Below are 21,368 nucleotides of genomic sequence, written 5' to 3'. Positions count from 1 at the left end.
GCGCGACCATATGCCCTTGATCGACGGGCAAGTCCTTGATCGGCGCGCCAAAGGGCGCGCTACCGCGCCGGCGGACAGCGGGCGGGGGTGCTCGCTTAGGTGGGGAGGGGAGCGCCGGCCAAGGCGAGTGATATACCGACCGCGGCCGCGGCCAGCAGGGTCGTGACCACGCCGCGGCGTAGGGCCAGCAGCAGGACCGCGGCGCCGGCGAGGACGGCGTACTGCCAGGGCTCGGCGAGGGCGAGGGCGAGCGGGATGGCCGAGCCGAGGATTGCGCCGATCGCGGCCGGGCCCGCGCCGTCGAGGAACGCGCGTACGCCCGGGTTGCCGCGCAGGCGGTCGAAGCGGTGCGCGCCCAGCAGCACGAACGCGAACGACGGGCTGAACGCGATCGCCGAGGCGAGCACGCCGCCGCCGATGCCCGCAGCGGCGTAGCCGACCACGGCGACGGTCTGTACCACCGGGCCGGGCGTGATCTGGCCGAGGGCGACGGCGTTGAGGAACTGCCCGTCGGTCATCCAGTGGTAGCGGTCCACGGCGTCGGCCTGCATCAGCGGGATGATCACGAAGCCGCCGCCGTACGAGAGGGCGCCGACCTTCAGGGCCACCCACGCGAGCGAGAGCAGGACGCCGCCGCCCGCGCCGGTGGCGGCGGCGAGCACGGGCAGGGGTACGTGGGCGTTCGCGGTGCCGGTGCGGGCGCGTACCCGCTGGGTGGTGACCTCGATTAGGCCGCAGCCGAGCAGCACCAGCACCAGCCACGGGCCGACGGTGGCCGCGGCGGCGAGCCCGGCGAGCAGGTACCCAACCCAACGCATCCGGCGCGGTCGGCTGGTGGCGCGTTGCCAGCTGGCCGGGATCAGGCCGGCGCCGGCGTGGACGGCGACCGCCGCCACCGCGGCGCCCGCCCCGGCGCCGGCGCCGGCCACCCACGGCGGCGGGGAGCCGGCGAGGAAGAGCGTGGCCAGGGCGAGGATCACCACGAGGCCCGGGACGATGAACGCGATCCCGCCGGCGAGCGCCCCCAGCCGCCCGCGCACGTGCCAGGCGCAGAAGATGGCCAGCTGGGTGGAGGCCGGCCCGGGCAGCAGGTTGCACGCGGCGACCGCGTCCTCGAACGCCTTGCCGTCGAGCCACTTACGGCGGTCGACGCACAGCTGGCGCAGCAGCGCGATGTGGGTCGGTGGTCCGCCGAAGCCGATGCAGCCGATCCGTCCCCACTCCTTGACCACGGTGGCGACGCTGACGTGCGGGCGATCAGTCATCGCTACCATTCTGACCTGTGACGAGATCGCCGGGACGGCGGCGGGGCGAGGCCCCGCCGAGCATCCGTGACGTGGCGGCCGCGGCGGGGGTCTCGTACCAGACCGTGTCGCGGGTGCTGAACGACTCACCCAACGTCAGCCCGGACACCCGGCAGCTGGTGCAGGAGGTCATCGGGCGGCTGGACTACCGGCCGAACCGGGCCGCGCGGGCGCTCGGCGCGGGCCGGGCGTCGGCGGTCACCGTGGTCACGGCGGACACGATGCTCTACGGGTACGCCGCGACGTTGCAGGGCATCGAGGAGGCGGCCCGGCTCAAAGGGCTGGCGGTCGGCGTCCGGGTGGTCGAGTCGGACCGGGCCGACGACGTGCGGCACGCGGTCGAGTACGTCACCGACCCGAGTGCGGGCAACGTGATCGTGGTCGCCTTCGACGCGGCCGGCGCCGGGGTGCTGCGGGCGCTGCCGGCGGACGTGCCGGCGGTGGCGGCGACGGAGGCCGGTGGGCTGCCCGGCACCCCGCGCACGATGATCTTCCTGGACGAGCGGCAGGCGGCTGCCGACGCGACCCGGCACCTGCTCGCGCTGGGCACCGCACCGTGTACCACGTCGCGATCCCGTCGGAGACCGGGACGAGCGCGCGCGAGGCGGGCTGGCGGGGGTGCTGGCGGAGGCCGGCGCCCCGGTGCCGGAGATCGTGCACGGCGGTTGGGATCCGGCGTCGGCGCACCGGGCGGGGCAGCGGCTGGCGGCCGACCCGGGGGCCACGGCCATCCTGTGCGGCAACGACGACACCGCCCTCGCGGTGCGCCGCGCCCTGTACGAGGCGGGCCGGGACGTGCCCGGCGACGTGAGCCTGGTGGGCTTCGACGACGTGCCGGGCGCGGCGTACTGGACGCCGGCGCTGACCACCGTGCGGATGGACTTCGTGGCCCTGGGCCGGGCCTGCCTGGCCGCCGTGACCGGGGCGGTGGAGCAGGCGCCGCTCGCCCCGCCCCGCCTGGTGATCCGCGAGTCCACGGCACCCCCAAGGTCGCGGTGATCAGGGACCCGCTCCCTCGGCACGCCGCAACACACCCGAGTTACTCCCTGATCACCGGGGATAGCGGGCGCATAGGGCGCGTAACAACTTGGTAACGAGGGCTTCTCAAGCACCGATGTGACCGGTCACAGTGTGACCGGTCACATCAACGAGTGGGGAGGGCTATGAGGGCGAGAACGGTCCTGGTGGTTGCGGGGCTCGTGGTGGGGCTGGGGTTGGTGGGTTCGCCGGCCCACGCGGCGCCCTCGACGTTGCTGGTCGATTTGGCGGCGGGCACGGGGCGTTGCGGTACGGGGCGACCGGGTTCCTGTACGGGCTGGGGGACGAGGGCATTCCCACCGAGACGATGCTGGCGGCGCTGCGACCGCAGGTGACCGCGCAGAAGGCGCCGGACGGCCTGCAGCACCCGAACGGCGACGCGCTGAAGATCGCGCCGATGTTCAAGCGGGCCGGCGGCCGCGAGATCCAGATCTACATGCAGGACATCTACCAGCAGTGGCCGTACGAGAACCTCGGCATCGCCGACTACCTGGCCAAGGTCGACACGATGACCCGCAAGGTGGTCGCCGACCCGTACCGCTCCTCGTACGTGTACGTGCCGTTCAACGAGCCCGACCTGATGTGGTACTCGGGCAACCTCAGCGGGCTGCTCGCCGACTGGCGGACCGTCTTCCAGAGGATCCGCTCCATCGACTCCGCCGCCCGGATCGCCGGCCCCAACTTCGCCAGCTACCGCTCGGCCGACCTGCGCACGTTCCTCACCTACGCCCGCGACAACGGCGTCCTGCCGGACGTCATGACCTGGCACGAACTGGGCAACGACTTCTACACCGACTGGCACAACCACTACAGCGACTACCGGGCCATCGAGACCAGCCTGGGCATCAGCCCCAGACCGATCAACATCAACGAGTACGGCCGCTCCTCCGGCGACCTGGGCGTGCCGGGCAACCTGGTGCAGTACGTCGCCAAGTTCGAGGCGTCCAAGGTGGACGGTTGCCTGGCGTACTGGACGACCGCGGGCGGGCTCAACGACCTGGTGACCCGCAACAACCAGGCGACCGGCGGCTGGTGGCTCTACAAGTGGTACGGCGAGCTGACCGGCAACACGGTGGCCGTCACCCCGCCGGCGCCGGGCGGCTCGTTGCAGGGCGTGGCGGCGCTGGACGCGGCCAAGAAGCAGGCCCGGATCGTCTTCGGCGGCAACAACCCGGCCTCCGGCACGTACGACACCAACGTCGTCGTCCAGGGCCTCGGCTCGGCGTCGTACCTCGGCACCACCGTGCACGCGACGGTGTGGGGCGTGGACAACTCCGGCCTCAACCCCTCGACCGGGCCGTACCTGGTGGCCGAGGGGGACTACGTGTCCAGCGGCGGGCAGGTCACCATCCCGCTGACCGCGCTCAAGGGCGCCTCGGCGTACCAGGTGATCGTCACGCCGAACACCGACCTGTCGGTGGCCGGCGCGGCCTCGCGCTACCAGGCCGAGTACGCCCGCATCGACGGCACCGCGCGGGTCACGTACGGCACCAACACCGGCTACTCGGGCACCTACTTCGTCGAGGGGTACGGGGCGAGCACCACCGCCAGCACCAAGTTCGTCGTCACGGTGCCGTCCGACGGCTACTACAACCTGGGCCTGCGCTACTCGGCCGGCCCGTACACCGGGGCGTCCGCCAACCGGTCGGTCCGGCTGCGGCTTAACGGGTCGGACCTGGCCGACGTCGCGCTGCCCGGCACCGCCAACTGGAACACCTGGAACACCGTCACCACCAAGGTCTTCCTGCCCGCCGGCATCAGCCGGGTCGAGGCCAACGCCTACGCCACCGACGACCGGGACGCCGTCAACCTCGACTACCTGGACGTCGCGGCCACCACCGGCACGGTCACCACGTACCAGGCCGAGGCGTCCGGCAACACGCGCGGCGGCACCGCGGTCGTGGTGAGCGACTCGGCCGCCTCCGGCGGCCAGTACGTCGGCTGGATCGGCGCCGGCGCCGCCAACACCCTGCGGTTCAACAGCGTCACCGCGGCCACCGCCGGCCGCTACCGGCTGGTCATCGGGTACGCCAACGGCGAGCTCGGCAGCGGCGCCACGAACTACAACAGCAACATCGTCGACCGGTACGCCGACATCAGCGTCAACGGCGGCACCGCCCGCCGGCACTACTTCCGCAACACGCTGGGCTGGTCGATCTACCGCACCACGGTCGTCGACGTCGACCTGGCGGCCGGCGCGAACACCATCACGTTCGCCAACGCCTCCACCGGCTACGCGCCGAACATCGACCTGATCCAGATCGCCGCACCCGTCGGCTAGCACCCCGTAAAGAACTGACAGGAGAACCATGGAATCCGGTACCAGCCTGGTGTGGGGACACTCGGCGCTCAAGCTCGTCGTCGACGTGTCCCCGGACGGCCCGGTGGCCGTGCGGGCACTGACCGGCCCCGGCGGCCGGCAGGATCCGCTCCGGGCGGCGCAGCCGCTGGTGGAGCTGCTGGTCGCCGGCGAGGGCCGGGTGCGCACCTCGCAGCGCTTCTCCGAGACCACCGTCGGCCGGCGGCTGACCTACGCCGGCAGCGAGCAGACCCGGGACGGGGCGTGGCGCGAGCTGCGCGTCGACCTGCGCGACGAGCGGACCGGGCTGGCCGCCCAGGTGTACGTCCGGTCGGCCGACGGGGTGGGGGCCTGCCAGGTCCGCACCCGGGTGACCAACCAGGGCGTGGCGCCGGTGGTCCTGCTGGGCGTGACGTCGTTCGCCGCCGGGCTCGCCGGGCACCGGGTCGACGACCTCGACCTGGTACGGGGCGACAGCGAGTGGCTCGGCGAGGGCCGGTGGACCCGGCAGCGGCTGCGCGACGGGGTGCCGGACCTGAGCCTGCCGGTGCACCATCAGGACGGTCGCGGCCGGGTCGCGGTCACCAGCACGGGTACGTGGTCGACCGGGGCGCACCTGCCGACCGGCGGGCTCGTCGACCGGGCCGGCGGCGCGGCCTGGCTGTGGCAGGTCGAGCACAACGGCGCGTGGCGGTGGGAGGTGGGGAGCGGCTCGGCGGCGCGTACCTGGCGCTGCTCGGTCCGACCGACCTCGACCACCAGTGGCAGCACCGCCTCGAACCGGGGGAGAGCTTCACCTCCGTACCCGTGTCGGTGGCGGTGTCCGGCGACGGGCTGGACGGCGCGGTCGCGGCGCTGACCGCCCACCGGCGCGCGCTGCGGCGCCCGCACCCGGACCGGTCCGCGCTGCCGGTGGTCTTCAACGACTACATGAACACGCTGATGGGCGACCCGACGACGGCAAAGCTGCTGCCGTTGATCGACGCCGCGGCCGCGGCCGGCGCGGAGGTGTTCTGCGTCGACGCCGGCTGGTACGACAACGGCTCCGACTGGTGGGACAGCGTCGGGGAGTGGCAGCCGTCGCAGACCCGCTTCCCGCGCGGCATCGAGGAGGTGCTGGCCCGGATCCGCGAGCGCGGCATGGTGCCCGGTCTGTGGCTGGAGCCGGAGGTGATCGGCGTCCGCAGCCCGATGGCCGACAAGCTGCCGGACGAGGCGTTCCTGCAGCGCGGCGGCGAGCGGCTGGTCGAGGCCAACCGGTACCACCTGGACCTGCGCCACCCGCGGGCGGTCGCGCACCTGGACGAGGTGGTCGACCGGCTGGTCGAGCAGCTCGGCGTCGGCTACTTCAAGCTCGACTACAACATCGACCCCGGCCCCGGTACGGACCTTTCCGCCGGCAGCGTGGGCGCCGGGCTGCTCGACCACAACCGCGCGCACCTGCAGTGGCTGGACCGGCTCCTGGACCGGCACCCCGACCTGGTCCTGGAGAACTGCGCGTCCGGCGGGATGCGCATGGACTACGCGCTGCTGTCCCGGATGCAGCTGCAGTCCACCAGCGACCAGCAGGACTTCCTGCGCTACCCGCCGATCGCCGTGGCGGCGCCGATGTCGGTGCTGCCGGAGCAGTCGGCCAGCTGGGCGTACCCGCAACCGGACATGACCGACGAGCAGATCGCGTACGCGATGTGCACCGGGATGCTGGGCCGCCTGTACCTGTCCGGCCGGCTGGACCAGATGGACGCCGGCCAGCTGGACTCGGTGCGCACCGCGGTGCGCACGCACCAGTCCATCCGGGCCGACCTGGCGGGCGCGGTGCCGCTGTGGCCGCTCGGCCTGCCCGGATGGGACGACCCGTGGCTCGCCCTCGCGCTGCGCGCGGGGACGTCACCTACCTGGCGGCGTGGCGGCGCGGGGGCGCCACCCCGGCCCAGCCAGCAAGCACAGCCCGCACGCTCGCCCTGCCGCACCTGCGTGGGCGCGAGATCGACATCGACGTCCTGTACCCCCGGCACCTGCCCGCCTGGGCGGGGCATGGGATCCCGACACCGGGTCGCTGACCCTGACCACCCCCGCCGGCGCGGAGACTCCTGCCGCCCGACTCTTCCGTATTGTCCCCACATCTGATAAGGATCACCCCGATGAAAAGATGGACCGCCCTCGCCGCCGCGGCGGCGCTCACGCTCGGGCTCGCGGCCTGCAGCGACCCCGCCGCGGAGACCTCCTCCGGCGACACCACCGCCACCTGGGCCGACCCGACCGCCAAGCTGGACGGCGTCAAGCTGACGATCTGGGCCGCGCAGAACAGCAACACCGTGCCCAGCAAGGTCATCGCCGGGTTCCAGCAGGCCACCGGCGCCACCGTCGAGGTGGTCACCATCCCCGACCCGTACGAGCAGGGCATCCAGACGAAGGTGGCCACGGGCGACAAGCCGGACATCGCGTTCTGGCAGCCGACCGCGTCGATGCTGACCGCGATCAACGCGAAGACCAACCTGCAGCCGCTGACCGACGCGCCGTGGCTGTCCAAGCTGTCGCCGGACCTGAAGGACATCACCGGCATCCTGGACGGCACCCGGTATGCCGCGCTGATCACCAGCCCGGCCGTGGAGGGCGTCTACTACAACAAGGAGGTCTTCGCCAAGAACGGCATCACCGCGACGCCGAAGAACTTCAACGAGATGGTCACCCTGGCCCGGCAGCTCAAGGGCAAGGGCGTCACGCCGTTCTACGAGATGGCCGCCGACCGGTGGGCGACCCAGTGGTGGGTGCAGGTGCAGCTCGCCGACGCCGCCAAGGACGGGCTCTGGGACAAGATCAACACGGGTAAGGAGACGTTCAACAGCCCGGTGGTGCTCGACGCGATCAAGAACTACAAGTCGCTGATCGACGAGGGCCTGTTCAACAAGAACATCAAGACCGCCAAGTTCGAGGACCAGGGCGCCGCGCTGCTGAACGGCGAGGCCGCCATGGTGGTCCAGGTCAACTCGTTCTTCGGCCAGCTCCAGGCCAAGGCCGACACCGCCACCCTGGACTCCAAGATCGGCTTCTTCCCGATCTCGCCGTCCGGCAACGTCGGCACGTTCATCCCGGACCAGTCCAACGCGCTGGTCGCGTTCAAGACCGGTGACGCCAAGCGGGAGGCCGCCGCCCGGCAGCTGATGGCGTACTGGATGGGCCCCGGCTACCAGGACTTCGTCACGGACCGCAAGACGGTCTCGCTCCAGACCGCGGTGCCGAACCCGGCCGGCGTCCCGCAGGCCCTGCAGGACGTGCACGCCGCCCTGGCCACCTCGGTCGGGTCCATGCAGGCCCTGGCCGTCGCCAACCCCGACCTGTACATCAACCTGGCCGACATGATCACGGGCACGATGTCCCCGGAGCAGGTCGCCAAGGCCACCCAGGACCAGTTCGCGCAGCTGGCCAAGGCGGCCGGGGCGCCCGGGTTCTGATGTCCACGGCCTCACCCACGCCGGTGCTCGACCGGCCCGCGGCGGCGCACCCCGCGCCGCCGCGGGCCCGGCGCGGCGCGATCAACCGCAGCACCCACCCGATGTGGTTCCTGGCGCCGGCGTTCGCGATCCTGCTGGTCTTCTTCTTCCTGCCGACCGTCTTCAACTTCATCTACGCGTTCACCGACTGGTCCGGGTTCAAGGCGCAGATCAACCCCGTCGGGTTCGACAACTTCACCGACCTCGCGGGCAACGGCACGCTGTTCCGGGCGCTGCGCATCACCGTGGTGTACGCGGTGCTCGTGGCGATCTTCCAGAACGTGTTCGGGTTCGCCCTGGCGGTGCTGCTGGAACGGGACACCTGGTTCAACCGGCTGGCCCGGGTCTTCTTCCTGATCCCGGTGCTGATGTCGGCGCTCGCCGTCGGCTACATCTTCCGTGCCTTGCTGCCGCCCGAGTGGCTCGGCGACACCACCTGGACGATCGTCGTGGTCGCCGTCATCCACGGGTGGAAGTGGATGGGCCTGTCCATGCTGATCTACCTGGCCGGCCTCAAGACGATCCCCGAGGACATCATGGAGGCCGCGACGATCGACGGGGCGTCCCGCTGGCGCACGTTCTGGCGGATCCGGTCGCCGCTGCTGGCGCCGGCCGTCACGTTCAACGTCGCCACCGCGCTGCTCGGCTCGATGAACGGCTTCGACATCGTGCAGGCCACCACCGGCGGCGGCCCGGCCCGGACCACGGAGATCCTCAACATCTTCATCTACCGGACCTTCGGGCAGGGCCTGTTCGCCCAGGCCACCACGATGAGCCTGGTGCTCTTCCTGCTGGTCGCGCTGATGGCGTTCCCGGTCATCTACTTCCTGCGCAAGCGTGAGGAGATCCTGTGAGACTCAGCGACGCGCGCATCTGGACCCGGCTGCAGCCGATCGTCGCCACGCTGCTGGTGGTGACGGTGATCGGGATCCCGCTCTGGCTGGTCGTGGTGACCGCCGGCAAGTCGCAGGGGGAGGCCCTCAACCCGGACCTCTCGCTGCCGTCGCACTGGCAGCTGTGGGACAACCTGCGCCAGGTGTGGACGGAGGGCGACGTGCCGGGCGCGTTCTTCGGCAGCCTGCTGATCGTCGTGCCGACGGTCGCCGGCGTGCTCACCGTCGGCTCCATGGCCGCCTGGGTGCTGGCCCGCCGGGCCACCCGCCTCAACGCGATGCTGTACGCCCTGGCGATCAGCGGCATCGTGCTGCCGCCGGCCGTGGTCACGGTCGTGCTGCTGCTGCGCCAGCTCGGCCTCGCCGGCACCGCGGTCGGGATGATCGGCGTCTACATGGGCATCTACATGTCCACTGTGGTCTTCTTCGTGACCGGGTTCGTGCGGACGATCCCCACGTCACTGGAGGAGGCCGCGCAGATCGACGGCGCCGGGCCGTTCATGGTCTACCGCCGGGTGGTGCTGCCGATGCTGCGCCCGGTGCTCGCCACCGCCACGATCCTGATCTGCCTGTACGTCTGGAACGACGTCTTCTATGCGTTCTTCGTCATCGGCGGGCGCATGGACACGCTGCCGCTCAACCTCTTCCGGGTGGCCAGCGCCGGCCTGTACCTCAACAACTGGCACCTCATCTTCGCGTACGTGATCTTGATGAGTCTGCCGCTCGTTGTCGTCTTCGCCGTCGCCCAACGCAAGATCATTTCGGGCATCACCAGCGGTGCCGTGAAGTAGGAGAGAAGACTTGAAGCGAAAGTTAGCCGTCCTGACCGCCGCCGCTCTTGTGCTGGGAGGCACATTGTCGACGCCCGCCCAGGCCGACACCAACGACGTGCTGAGCGTCGACTTCGCACAGACGACCGGCGCGTTCCGGGGCGGTGCCACCGGCACCCTGTACGGCTTCGGCGACGACGGGGCTCCCACCCAGGCGCTGATCAACGGTGCGCACATCACCAACACCTCGCAGAAGGCGCCGTACGGCACCCAGCACCCCAGCGGTGACGCGATCAAGGTGGAGGGCGGCTTCTTCGCCAAGCACGGCAAGGACATGTACATCTACGTCCAGGACTACTACCCGGACTGGTCGTACAACGGGGGTCGCCGGCCGGGCGACGACCGCACCTACAACCAGGCCGACGGCACGTACACGTCGACGCCGAACGGCATCTGGGACTACCTGGAGGTCGTCGAGTTCGTCACCGAGGCCGTCGCCACCACCTCGGCCCGCCCGCGGGACTACGTGTTCATCCCGTTCAACGAGCCGGACGGCGGCAACTGGTACAACAACTGGGGCACGCTGAAGGACACGTTCCTGGCCGACTGGAAGGCCACGTACGACAAGATCCAGGAGGTGTACGCCCGGCACGGCCTCGGCCACGCCCGGATCGGCGGCCCCGGCGACACCCGCTGGCAGCCGGCCCGCTCCGCCGACATCCTCACGTACGCCAAGGCCAACAACGTCCTGCCCGACGTGTTCATCTGGCACGAGCTGGGCATCAACAACCTCGGCACGTTCCGCGCCAACTACGCCGCGTACCGGCAGCTGGAGAAGGACCTCGGCATCGGTCCGCTGCACGTCAACGTCACCGAGTACGGGATGCTGCGCGACATGGGCACCCCGGGACAGCTCATCCAGTGGCTGTCCATCATGGAGGACCTGAAGATCGACGGGCAGACCGCGTACTGGAACTACGCCGGCAACTTCAACGACAACAGCGCCCGCGCCAACGCGGCCAACGCCGGCTGGTGGATGTACAAGTGGTACGGCGACCTGGAGGGCAGCCAGACCGTCAGGCTCACCCCGCCCGCCCTGAACACAGTGGACACCCTGCAGGGCATCGGCGCGGTCGACGCCCGCAACAAGCGGGCCACCGTGCTGTACGGCGGCGGCGACAAGCCGGTCTCGCTGCGCCTGACCGGCCTGGGACTCTTGGGTAAACGGGTCGACGTGGAGGTGCGGGAGATCACCCTCTCCGGGGCCGAAGGCGTCTCCGGCACGCCGCGGGTCATCAAGGCACTCGACGGCGTGGCCGCGACCGGCGGGGCACTCAGTCTCGACGTGCCCACCTACGACCGGTACGCCGCGTACCAGGTGCTCGTCACCCCGGCGCAGGACCGGCCCGTCGTGGTCAGCCCGGTGTGGACGGCCAGCGTCGAGGCGGAGAACACCGCGCTGACCGACGCCACCGTCTACTTCCAGGACCCGCAGGCCGGCGGCGGCTGGAAGTTCCTCGCCTCCGGCAGCCGCGACGTCGGCTCGTTCAACCGGCCGACCTCGAAGGCGGAGTGGACGGTCACCGTGCCGCGCGCCGGCCGGTACCGCTTCCAGGTCATCGGCGGCACGCCCGGCACCCCGGGCCGGCACGCCCTTTTCGTGGACGGTGCCAACCCGGCCATCGTCCAGTACACCGCCGACCTGGCGCTCACCTCATACCAGCGGTGGCAGTACCGGGGTAGCGCCGAGGTGACGATCCCGCTGGCCGCCGGCCAGCACACGCTCTCGCTGCGGTCGAGTGTGGACGGTGCCGCCGTCCTGCCGAACTCCGACATCACGCTGGACAAGTTCCTGCTCACCGACGTCACCGACGGCGAGCCGACCGCGTACCCCGCCTCGACCCTGCGGTACGCCGGCGGCGCGCGCGTCACGTACGACGTGCCGGGTGCCCGCGGGTACGCGTCGATCCGGGCAGTGGTGGCCGCGCCGACGCGTACGTCCAGGCGTGGGAGACCGGTTACCACGACCTCTCGCTCGACTACCGCAGCCTGTGCGCGACGGACGCCCAGATCACGGTGAACGGCCGCCCGGTCGCCACGGTCAAGGCCAAGGGTGCGGGCGCCTGGCGCTCGACCGTGCGGGTGCACCTGAGCCAGGGCATCAACGAGGTCGAGGTGCGCTCGAAGACCGGCATCCTGCTGCGGGAGCTCACCACGACCCGGACGCCGCAGGCCGACACCGCCGCGGTCACCGTCCAGGGCGAGGACACGATCCGGCACGGCACCGCCGTGGTCAACACGTACCCGGACGGCTCCGGCAGCAACGCATCGGGCCTCAAGGGAGTCGGCTTCGTCGGCAACGGCGCGGGCAACACGTTCGAGGTGCCGCGTGGGCCCGGCTTCGACAAGCCCGGCGACTACAACATCGCCGTGACGTACGCGAACGCGGAGCTCAGTGGCCGGCACGACTACAACCCCCAGGTCGTCGACCGCCGCCTGGAGGTCACCGAGACCGGCGGCGGCAGCGCGTACGCCTACTTCCGGTACACGTACGCATGGAACAGCTTCCTGGAGCGGACGATCCCGGTGCGGCTGACCACGGCGGGCGGGTCGCTGGTCTTCGGCAACCCGACGGCGTACGCCCCCGACATCGACAAGGTGGTCATCGCCCCCCTCACGGTGGGTACGCCCACGACCTCCCCCACCCGGTGATCCAGGCGTCCCTCATGTCGTCCCAGCGACATGAGGGACGCCTTGATCACGGGACGTCGGCACCCGCAGCTTCGGGGTTGGTGTTCTCGGCCCTCATGGCACATCCTCTCGACCTTCTACGCCTTCCGGGGCGACAATCGAGGCGGGCGCCACAAGATCGCCATATCGACACCACAGACGCGAGCGGACGTGACCCGGGAGGTTCCGTCGTGGATGGTGCGCAGGGAGTCAGTTTCGCCGCTCTGGGCCGCTGGAGGTCCGCCGCGACGGCCAGCTTGTCCAGCTGACCGGCAAGCATCGAGACCTGCTCGGCGTCCTCCTGCTTTCCGCCAACGCCACCGTCACGCGGGACGAGATCGTGGACGCGCTGTGGAACGATCCGCCGCGCTCGGCCGTCTCGAACCTCCAGACCTACGTCGCGGGACTGCGGCGCGCCCTCGGGGAGGTGGCACCGGACAACCCGACCCGGCTGGAGACCCGCACGTGGGGTTACCGGCTGAACGTGGAGCAGGAACAGGTCGACCTCCTCACGTTTGCCGAGTGGTCCCGCCGGGGCCGGCAGAGCGTCGACGGCGGAGACTTGACCGGCGCCCGGCGGTACCTGGGACGTGCGATGGCGCTGTGCCGCGGCCGACCGCTGGAGGATGTTCGGCTCAGTGACGCCGCACGGCCGCGCCTGACCGCGGTCGAGGAACGGCTCGACCAGGTGTGGACGGAATGGGTGGAGGTGCGTCTCGCGCTGGGCGACTACGACCGGTTGATCGGCGAGCTCCGGGTGGCGGCGCAGGCCAAGCCGCTGCGCGAGCGTATCTGGGACCAGCTCATCCTGGCCCTGCACCTGGCCCGCCGGCGAAGCGAAGCCCTGGACACCTACCAGCGGGCCCGCAAGGTCCTGGTCGACGAGCTCGGTATCGAGCCCAGCCCCGAGCTGCAACGGTTGCACGCGGCTGTACTGAGCGACGACCCGTCCCTGAACGGTTCGCCGTCAGCGCGCACGGCCCTGGCCAGAGTGCGCCTGGGCATTGCAGATTCCGATGTCGCACCGGACACCGTGCCGGTGCCGGTGCCGGTGCCGGCCCAGCTTCCGGCTGATCTGACGGGGTTTGTCGGCCGGACCGCGTACCTGGGTCAACTCGACGCGTTTCTCGCCGAGCGATCCACGGCCACCGCTCCGGTCGTCTGCGTGGTCGTCGGCACCGCCGGGGTGGGCAAGACGAGCCTGGCCGTGCATTGGGCGCACCGTGTCGCCGACCGGTTTCCGGACGGCCAGATCTACCTGGACATGCGCGGCTTCCACAGTGGACCAGAGATGGCGCCCGCGGAGGCACTGCCACTGCTCCTGGCCGCGCTCGGGGTACCGGCCGAACAGATCCCGATCAGCCCGGACGCGCAGGCGGCGCTGTACCGCTCGTTGATGGCCACCCGGCGCGTGCTGGTGGTGCTGGACAACGTGGCCGACGCGGCGCAGGTGCGTCCGCTGCTTCCCGGTTCGGCCGGCTGTCTGGTCGTGCTGACCAGCAGGGATCGGCTCAGCGGACTTGTCGCGCTGGATGACGCGTACAGGATGACGCTTGATGTGCTTGCGCCCGCTGACGCGGTCGCCGTCTTGGCCCGTGTCGCCGGTAGCGAGCGCACCCGCGCGGATCCCGAGGCGGCGCAGGACCTGGCGCGCCTGTGCGCGTTCCTTCCACTGGTGCTGCGGATCGCGGGTGCGCGGTTGGCCGATCAACCGCACCGGACGGTGCGTAGTTACGTCACCGAGCTCGCGTCGATCGGACGGCTGGCCGGTCTGCGGGTGGACGGCGACGAGCGCGCCAACGCCAGCGACGCGTTCGGGCTGTCATACCGCGCCTTGCCGGCGCCCGCGCGCCGAATGTTCCGACTGCTCAGCCTCGTGCCAGCGCCGGGCGGGTTATCCACCCAAGCGGGCGCGGCGCTGGCCAACGTCTCGGCAGCGGAGGCGGCAGGCGCGCTCGACACCATCGCTCGCCTCCATCTGGCAAAGGCGACGGCGGATGGCCGATACGCCTGTCACGACCTGCTCCTGGAGTACGCGGCCGAGCTGACCGCGGCCCACGACTCGGCTGCCGAGCGGGACGCGGCCGTCCGCCGGCTGCTCGACTTCTACCTTCGCGCGGCGGAGCGCGCCGCCGCGGTGCGGGCCGCGCCGATGGCCCGGCTGCCGGCTCGGTCGGCGGGGGTTGACGTACCCGAGGTGGACTTCCGCGAGCCCGGCTCGGCGGGTGAGTGGCTCGACGCCGAGTGGGACAACCTGGTCGCCGCGCTGCGACACGCCGCGGCGACCGGACCCGCCGAGATGGTCTGGTATCTCGTCGACACGATGACCAGCAACCTGTATCTCGCGGCACGGCCGGCATGGCAGCTCGTCGTCGAGATCGGCCTGGACATCGCGCACCGGGAGGCGAATCCTCTCGCCGAGGCGGCGATGCGGTACTGCTACGGTCTGCTGCACTCGCGCACCGGCCAGTTCCGGGACGCACTCGACCAGCTTGAACAGGCAATCGTCCTGTACCGGCAGGTCGGTTGGCGGCCGGGTCAGTCGGTCTCGCTGCGCAGCGCGGGCGTGGCACTGGCCTATCTGGGCCGGTCGCGGGAGGCGATTGAGCGCTTTCGCCAGGCGTTGGCGATAGACCGTGAGGTCGACGATCGGGCCGGCGAGGCCGCTTGCCTGGTCAACCTGTCGGCGGCGTACGAGGAACTCGGTGAGCTCAGGCAGGCCGAACGGGCGCTCACCGCGGTGCTCGCGACGGTCAGCGACTGGCCGCAGAACCGGGCGATGGCACTTGGCAACCTGGGCTTGTTGCGGCTGTTGCAGGGGCGGCTCGCCGAGGCACACGAGGTGTTGGAAGCGGCGCTGGCGATATGCCGGAGCATCGGTGCGCGCCACCGGGAGGCGATGGTGCTCACCACGCTCGGCGCGGTCCACCGCGACGCCGGCCGGCTACCGGTGGCTGCCCGCGTGCTCGCCGCCGCGCTGGAGATCGCGTGCCAGACATCCGACTCCCGGGTCGAGGTGCTGGCCCTCAACGGCCTGGCCACCCTGGACACCCTGCTCGGCCGGCCGGCCGAGGCCATCGCGAAGCTGGACACGGCCCTGAGCGTCGCCAACCGCACCGGCTTTCTCCGCGGACATGTCGAGGCGCTCATCGCACTGTCCGAAACCCACCGTCTGAGTGGTGAATACGCACTAGCCCACCGGCACGCGGCAGACGCACTCGCTCAGGCGAACCGATCGGGATCCATAGTGGCCATTGGGCACGCACACGCCGCCACCGCGGCCGCGGCACTGCACCTAGGCGACATCGATCGATGCTTCGAGCACGCCCGCCGTGCACTGCGTACCCAGCGGCGCGCTGGCCAGCGGCTCGCCCAAGCCCGCACGCTCGGCATTCTCGCCCACGCGTACCACCATTCTGGACAGATCCGTGCCGCGGACGCGTGCGCGCGCCAGGCACAGCAACTATCCGAGCAGGCCCTATGGGTTAGTGGATCATAACTGACCTGGGGCCAGGCGAGCGTGTCGAGGTTGACCACGATCGCCTCCTGGGTCGTCCGGGCGATGACGACGACCGCCTCGGTGTCGGGGTCCGGGTTCTCCTCGCGGTGCGGCACGTACGGCGGCACGAATATGTAGTCGCCGGGACCGGTCTGGATGCGCGTCTCCACCGGCTCGTCGCCCTCGAGGTCCACGAAGACGAAGACGGGCGTGCCGGAGACGACGAAGATCGCGGTCTCCGAGGCGCCGTGGTGGTGGTTTCCGGAGTTCGTGGCGCCCGGTACGTGGGTCTGTCCCATCCACAGGTGCCGGGCGCCGACCGTCTTGCCGCTGATGGCCTCGCGTCGCTTCATGCCGGACGTCTGCGTGGTCTGCTCGACGAGCGAGGCGGGTGCGATCCGGTGCAGCCGCCGGTGGAACGGGTCGATGCCGGCCGGCAGCACGACGCCGCTGGGCGTACGGACAGGGGCGCCGCCGGAGTCGGCGGGAAGGTGTAGCGCGGGCATCAGGCTGCTCCCAACAGAGGCGTCGCGGACGTTTCCAGTAGGCGGATCAGGGACGCGGTCGCCCCGTCGGCGAGGTCGGCGGGCAGCCCGCGCCGCGGGGCCGCGAACAGGGCCAGCGGCCGCGCGAAGGGGAGGTCCTGGCGGGCGACCAGACCTTCGGGGGCTTGCCGAGGGTGGCCATCAGGCCGATGCCGAGGCCGGCGCGGACGGCCGCCTGCACGCCGGCCAGGTGCGGCGCCTCGCAGCCGACCTCGGCCGGGACGCCGTGCGCGGCCAGCGTCTCCAGGGCCCGGGTACGCAGTGCGCACGGGGCGTCGAAGGCGACGAGCGAGATCGGCTGGCCTCGCGCGGGCCGGGTCCAGCCCGGCGCCGCGTACCAGGTGAGGTCCAGTTCGCCGACGGCGCGCGCGTCGGGCTCATCCGGCGGCCCGAGGAGCAGCGCGAGGTCGATGCGGCCCTCGGTCAACCGGGACCGCAGCTGGGTACCGCGGTCGATGCGGAACCGGATCCGGCAATGTGGGAACGTCGCGCTGAGGGCGGCGGCCAGGTCGGGCAGCAGTTGGGCGGCGGCGTGCTCGGTCGACCCGATCACCAGCGTCTGTCCCGGCTCCACGCCGAAGTCGCGGAGCGTCTCGTCGTGGACGCCGAGGATCCGCCGGGCGTGGGTGAGCAGCGCCTCGCCGTCGGCGGTGAACCGGGAGCCGCGGCCCTGCCGCTCGACCAGGGTACGGCCGAGCGCCTCCTCCAGCCGGCGTACGTGCTGGCTGACCGCACCCTGGCTGAGGTGCAGCGAGGTGGCCGCGCGCTGGAAGCCGCCACAGTCCGCGACGGCCACGAAGCTCCGTAGCGTGACGATGTCGAGATTCCTGGCCACGCCTAGCAGTTTACTAGGAATTGATTAGCGGCGGTAATGGATCTGTATCACGATCCTTCGTTGGACATGCCCTGTTGGCCGCCCATACTCTCGGATCAACCAGCCAATCCCCTGCTCGACATCGCCCACTTCAGCGTGCCCAAAATATGGGAGGGCCTCAGTGACCCGTAGAAACCTCAAGCTCGGCGCCGTCCTCCTCGGGGTCGGCGGGCCGGGACAGCACCACACCTGGCTCGACCCGGAGATACCCGGCGACGCCAGCGTCGACATCCGCTGGTACATCGCCCGCGCCCAGCAGGCCGAGGCCGCCAAGTTCGACCACGTGTTCATCGTGGACAGCCAGTTCATCACCCCGGACTCGCCCCACCACTACCTCAACCGGCTCGAACCGCTCACCCTGCTGTCCGCGGTCGCGGTGCACACCACACACATCGGCCTGGTCGGCACGCTCACCACCTCGTACAACGACCCGTTCAACATCGCCCGGCGGCTCGCCTCGCTCGACGCCATCAGCGGCGGCCGCGCCGGCTGGAACGTCGTGGCGACCGGCGACGGCGGCACGGCCGGCAACTATGGCCGCGCCGAGCACTACGACTACGCCACCCGGTACGGCCGGGCGCTGGAGCACGTACGGGTCGTGCAGGGGCTGTGGGACTCGTACGAGGACGACGCGTTCCCGCGCGACAAGGAGCGCGGCGTGTTCTTCGACCCGTCCAAGCAGCACGCCCTGGGCCACGTCGGCGAGCACTTCTCCGTCGTCGGGCCGCTCAACCTGCAGCGATCGCCGCAGGGGCAGCCGGTCATCTTCCAGGCCGGCGACTCCGACGAGGGCCGCGACCTGGGCGCGAGCATCGCCGACGCGATCTTCACGCACGCCCAGACCATCGAGCAGGGTCAGGCGTTCGCGAAGGACATCCGGGCGCGGGCCGCGGCCAAGGGACGGGATCCGGAGAACGTCCTGATCGTCCCCGGGATCGGCCTGGTGATCGCCGACACCGACGAGGAGGCGCGCCAGAAGGAGCGCCAGATCCTTGGCGGCAAGGATTTCCACCGGGCGCTGAAGGAGTTCGGCCGCCCCTTCGGCTGGCACGACTTCACCCAGTACGACCTGGACGCGCCCTTCCCCGAACTGGGCGACCTCGGCGACCGCAGCTTCCGTACCCAGGCCGAGCGGATCAAGAAACTGGCCCGGGACAACGGGTTCACGCTCCGCCAGACCGTGGAGCACGCGCTGGGCTCCCGGCGCTCGCCGTTCGTGGGCTCGCCGCGGACCGTGGCGGACGAGATCCAGCGGTGGTTCGAGGCCGGCGCGTTCGACGGCATCAACGTCACCGTCAACGCGCCCAGCGAGTTCGCCCGCTTCACCGAGGGCGTGCTGCCGATCCTGCGCGAGCGCGGCGTCGTCCGCAGCGAGTACGAGGCGACCACGCTGCGCGGCAACCTCGGCCTCCCCATCCCGGAAAACGTCCACACCGCCGCGCGCTTGGTCACCTCGGAGGCAGGACGATGAGACTGAAAACATGGGCCGTCGTCACCGCGGTCGCGCTGGGCCTGGCCGGCTGCGCCGGGGACGACGGTGCCGGGGCGGCCGGCGAGTCCACGCTGCGCTGGGCCGTGACCCTGCCCGCCCACTGGGACCCGGTGGTCAGCGGCAGCGGCGCGCAGTTCCGCATCCTGTCGCTCGCGTACGCCTCGCTGACCGAGATCGACGAGCAGGGCAAGGCCGTACCGAGCCTCGCGCAGAGCTGGGACTACAACGACAAGGGCGACCAGGTGACGTTCCACCTGCGGCCCAACCTGAAGTTCAGCGACGGCGAGCCGCTGAACGCCGCGGCCGTCAAGGCGTACCTGGAACGCGCCAAGACCCAGAAGAACTCCGCGCTCTTCGGCGACCTCACCTCCATCAAGTCGGTGACCACGCAGGGCGACCTCGACGTCGTCATCGCGCTGACCCAGGTCGACTACCAGATTCCGCTGCTGCTCGGCGAGCGCGTCGCGCAGATCACCAGCCCCAAGGCGGCCCAGGACCCGGCCAAGCTGGACCAGTCACCGGTGGGCGCCGGACCGTTCGTCGTCACCGACCTCGTGCCCGGCTCGCACGCCTACCTGAAGAAGAACCCGGACTACTGGGACGCCGCGAACATCCACATCGACCGCGTCGAACTGCAGTCGGCGCCCGACGCCGCCACGATCGTGTCGGGCATCAAGACCGGCGTGTACGACCTCGCGAACCTCCCCGCCAACCAGGTCAAGGCGGCCGAGGGCGCCGGGCTCGACGTGGTCTTCCAACCCGGCTTCAACGCGGCGAACATCAGCATCAACATCAACAAGAAGCCGTTCGACAACCCCAAGGTCGTCGACGCCGTGCGCCACGCGGTCAACCGCCAGGAGTTCGTCGACAAGGTCACCTTCGGGTACGGCAAGGCGACCGACCAGCCGTTCCCGCCGGAGTACCTGGCGTACGACAAGCAGTCGGCGAACCTGTACCCGTATGACCCGGTGAAGGCCAAGCAGTTGCTGGCGGAGGCCGGTTTCGGGCCCGGCCAGCTCAAGATCGACCTGGTCGTGGCCGGGGCCACCTACCAGACGGCGTCCGAGATCGTGCAGTCCCAACTCGGCGCCGTGGGCATCACCGTGACCATCAAGGTCGACCCCAACTGGGACAAGCCATTCTTCGCCAAGGAGCTCACCCTCTCCCTGTACGGCACGACCGGCCGCGAGTCGCCGGTGCAGACGCTCACCGCGCACTTCGGCCCGAACGGCCCGCTGAACCTCAGCACGCCGTACGAACCGGCGGGCTTCCAGCAGGCGGTCGCGCTGGCCCGGAGCACCCCGCTCGACTCGCCCGACTATCAGAAGAACCTGCGGGCCGCCACCCGAGCCGGGCTGGAGAGCCGGGCGCTGGTGTTCACGTACTCGCAGCCGAACGTCTTCGTGAAGAGCAAGAAGGTCTCCGCGATCACGCCGATCCCGGGTCAGATCCACTGGGCGGGTCTCAAGGTGGAGCCGTGAGGCGGGCGCTGTCGATCCTCGCCCGTTCGATCGCGATCTTCGTACCGGTCTTCCTGGTCGCCACGTTCGTGACCTTCGCGCTGCGGGCACTGTCCGGGCTGAGCCCGGCGAGCATCCAGCTCGGCGAGTCGGCCACGCCGGAGGCGATCGCGCAGATCGAGCACCAGTGGGGGTTGGATCGCCCGTTCCTGACCCAGTACTTCGACTGGTTCGGCGACATGCTCTCCGGCGACCTCGGCAAGAGCTGGTACAACGGCGCGGACATCTCCCGGCTGCTGGCCGAGGGGGCGGTCATCAGCCTCTCCGTGGCCGGGCTGGCGCTGGCGATCGGCGTGGTGTTCGGGTTCGGGTTCGGCATCCTCGCGGCGCTGCGCCGCACGACCTGGGTCGACCGCGCGATCACCGGGTTCATGACGGTCGTCTCGGTGATGCCGCCGTTCGTGGTCGGCATCGCGCTCGTCGGCGTCTTCGCCGTCGGGCTCGGCTGGTTCCCCTCCGCCGGCTACCCGCCGGCGGAGCGGGGATCGGCGCGTGGCTGGCGCACATCACGCTGCCCGCGATCGCGCTGAGCTTCGACACGGTCTCCGACGTCGCCCGCCAGCTGCGGGCCGGCCTGGTCGCGGCGTACCGGGAGAACTATGTGACCGGCGCGGTCGTGCGCGGGCTGAGCCCGCGGCGGATCTTCTTCCGGCATGTCCTGCGCAACGGCATCGGGCCGTCCGTGGCCGTCCTCGGGCTGAAGTTCCCGAACCTCCTCGGTGGCGCGGTCGTCACCGAGGCGATCTTCGGGATGCCGGGGTTCGGGCAGTTCGCCGCCGGCTCGGCCCAGCGCGGCGACGTCCCGGCCGTCCAGGGCGTGCTGGTCGTCTCGGTCGTGCTCGTCGTGGTCTTCAACCTGCTGGTCAACATCGTCCTCGGCCGGGTCGCGCCGGCCTCGGCGAGAGGAGTATGA

General features: G+C 70.8%; 17 protein-coding genes and 2 pseudogenes. 15 read left to right on the top strand and 4 right to left on the bottom strand.

Annotated elements, in window-relative coordinates; all coding sequences use genetic code 11:
* Nucleotides 1–95 precede the first annotated feature (95 nt).
* Nucleotides 96–1,265: a chromate efflux transporter gene (gene chrA / locus Prum_RS45040; RefSeq protein ID WP_173085317.1), complete on the bottom strand. Its 1,170-nt coding sequence runs from the start codon at nucleotides 1,263–1,265 to the stop codon at nucleotides 96–98.
* Nucleotides 1,266–1,282: 17 nt separating this feature from the next.
* On the opposite strand from chrA, the pseudogene Prum_RS54760 reads away from it, so the two are divergent.
* Nucleotides 1,283–1,402: pseudogene (locus tag Prum_RS54760) on the top strand (LacI family DNA-binding transcriptional regulator); the annotation flags it as partial.
* Between the two features lie 128 nt (nucleotides 1,403–1,530).
* Here the strand turns inward: Prum_RS54760 and Prum_RS53150 are convergent.
* Entirely contained in the window at nucleotides 1,531–1,869 is a 339-nt protein-coding gene (locus Prum_RS53150) for a hypothetical protein (RefSeq protein ID WP_246278767.1), read from the bottom strand.
* Nucleotides 1,870–1,922: 53 nt separating this feature from the next.
* Between Prum_RS53150 and Prum_RS53145 the strand changes: the two genes are divergently transcribed.
* From Prum_RS53145 to Prum_RS45000, 10 genes and pseudogenes are all read left to right on the top strand, one after another.
* The gene (locus Prum_RS53145) at nucleotides 1,923–2,303 is read left to right on the top strand and encodes a substrate-binding domain-containing protein (protein WP_246278766.1); all 381 of its coding nucleotides are present in this window, start codon (nucleotides 1,923–1,925) and stop codon (nucleotides 2,301–2,303) included.
* 283 nt (nucleotides 2,304–2,586) lie between these two features.
* Complete coding sequence (locus Prum_RS45030; protein ID WP_218577886.1) at nucleotides 2,587–4,623, top strand: carbohydrate-binding protein; 2,037 nt, start codon at nucleotides 2,587–2,589, stop codon at nucleotides 4,621–4,623.
* A 28-nt stretch (nucleotides 4,624–4,651) separates the two neighbouring features.
* Nucleotides 4,652–5,500 (top strand): glycoside hydrolase family 36 N-terminal domain-containing protein, encoded by an 849-nt coding sequence (locus tag Prum_RS53140; protein WP_246278765.1) that lies wholly within the window; start codon nucleotides 4,652–4,654, stop codon nucleotides 5,498–5,500.
* Nucleotides 5,449–6,768 carry a glycoside hydrolase family 36 protein gene (locus Prum_RS45025; protein ID WP_308785461.1) on the top strand — a complete coding sequence of 440 codons (1,320 nt, stop codon included), beginning with the start codon at nucleotides 5,449–5,451 and terminating at the stop codon, nucleotides 6,766–6,768. Before Prum_RS53140 ends, Prum_RS45025 begins: the two co-directional genes overlap by 52 nt.
* Before the next feature lie 14 nt (nucleotides 6,769–6,782).
* On the top strand, nucleotides 6,783–8,093 hold the full coding sequence (locus tag Prum_RS45020) for an ABC transporter substrate-binding protein (RefSeq protein ID WP_173085315.1): 1,311 nt from the start codon (nucleotides 6,783–6,785) through the stop codon (nucleotides 8,091–8,093).
* Nucleotides 8,093–8,986, top strand: a complete 894-nt coding sequence (locus Prum_RS45015; RefSeq protein WP_173085313.1) for a carbohydrate ABC transporter permease — start codon at nucleotides 8,093–8,095, stop codon at nucleotides 8,984–8,986. The genes Prum_RS45020 and Prum_RS45015 overlap by 1 nt, the downstream gene beginning before the upstream one ends.
* Nucleotides 8,983–9,816, top strand: coding sequence for a carbohydrate ABC transporter permease (locus tag Prum_RS45010; RefSeq protein WP_173085311.1), 834 nt, complete (start codon nucleotides 8,983–8,985; stop codon nucleotides 9,814–9,816). The genes Prum_RS45015 and Prum_RS45010 overlap by 4 nt, the downstream gene beginning before the upstream one ends.
* A 10-nt stretch (nucleotides 9,817–9,826) precedes the next feature.
* On the top strand, nucleotides 9,827–11,875 hold the full coding sequence (locus tag Prum_RS45005; RefSeq protein ID WP_218577884.1) for a carbohydrate-binding protein: 2,049 nt from the start codon (nucleotides 9,827–9,829) through the stop codon (nucleotides 11,873–11,875).
* Entirely contained in the window at nucleotides 11,872–12,507 is a 636-nt protein-coding gene (locus tag Prum_RS50385) for a carbohydrate-binding protein (RefSeq protein WP_218577883.1), read from the top strand. The genes Prum_RS45005 and Prum_RS50385 overlap by 4 nt, the downstream gene beginning before the upstream one ends.
* Nucleotides 12,508–12,757: 250 nt before the next feature.
* Nucleotides 12,758–15,505: pseudogene (locus Prum_RS45000) on the top strand (AfsR/SARP family transcriptional regulator); the annotation flags it as partial.
* Between the two features lie 242 nt (nucleotides 15,506–15,747).
* On the opposite strand, the gene Prum_RS53135 reads toward Prum_RS45000, so the two are convergent.
* Entirely contained in the window at nucleotides 15,748–16,323 is a 576-nt protein-coding gene (locus tag Prum_RS53135; protein ID WP_246278842.1) for a cupin domain-containing protein, read from the bottom strand.
* Between the two features lie 253 nt (nucleotides 16,324–16,576).
* The gene (locus tag Prum_RS44995) at nucleotides 16,577–17,404 is read right to left on the bottom strand and encodes a LysR substrate-binding domain-containing protein (RefSeq protein ID WP_218577882.1); all 828 of its coding nucleotides are present in this window, start codon (nucleotides 17,402–17,404) and stop codon (nucleotides 16,577–16,579) included.
* A gap of 160 nt (nucleotides 17,405–17,564) precedes the next feature.
* On the opposite strand from Prum_RS44995, the gene Prum_RS44990 reads away from it, so the two are divergent.
* From Prum_RS44990 to Prum_RS50375, 4 genes are read left to right on the top strand one after another with little or no spacing between them, the layout of a single operon-like run.
* Nucleotides 17,565–18,914, top strand: coding sequence for an LLM class flavin-dependent oxidoreductase (locus Prum_RS44990; protein ID WP_173085307.1), 1,350 nt, complete (start codon nucleotides 17,565–17,567; stop codon nucleotides 18,912–18,914).
* On the top strand, nucleotides 18,911–20,416 hold the full coding sequence (locus tag Prum_RS44985; protein WP_173085305.1) for an ABC transporter substrate-binding protein: 1,506 nt from the start codon (nucleotides 18,911–18,913) through the stop codon (nucleotides 20,414–20,416). The genes Prum_RS44990 and Prum_RS44985 overlap by 4 nt, the downstream gene beginning before the upstream one ends.
* On the top strand, nucleotides 20,413–20,985 hold the full coding sequence (locus Prum_RS50380) for an ABC transporter permease (RefSeq protein WP_218577881.1): 573 nt from the start codon (nucleotides 20,413–20,415) through the stop codon (nucleotides 20,983–20,985). The genes Prum_RS44985 and Prum_RS50380 overlap by 4 nt, the downstream gene beginning before the upstream one ends.
* Nucleotides 20,901–21,368, top strand: coding sequence for an ABC transporter permease subunit (locus tag Prum_RS50375; protein ID WP_246278841.1), 468 nt, complete (start codon nucleotides 20,901–20,903; stop codon nucleotides 21,366–21,368). Before Prum_RS50380 ends, Prum_RS50375 begins: the two co-directional genes overlap by 85 nt.

This window comes from Phytohabitans rumicis (assembly GCF_011764445.1).
Classification (GTDB): domain Bacteria; phylum Actinomycetota; class Actinomycetes; order Mycobacteriales; family Micromonosporaceae; genus Phytohabitans; species Phytohabitans rumicis.
Note: the sequence above shows the minus strand (reverse complement) of the source record. Positions and strands in the feature narration are given on the sequence as shown.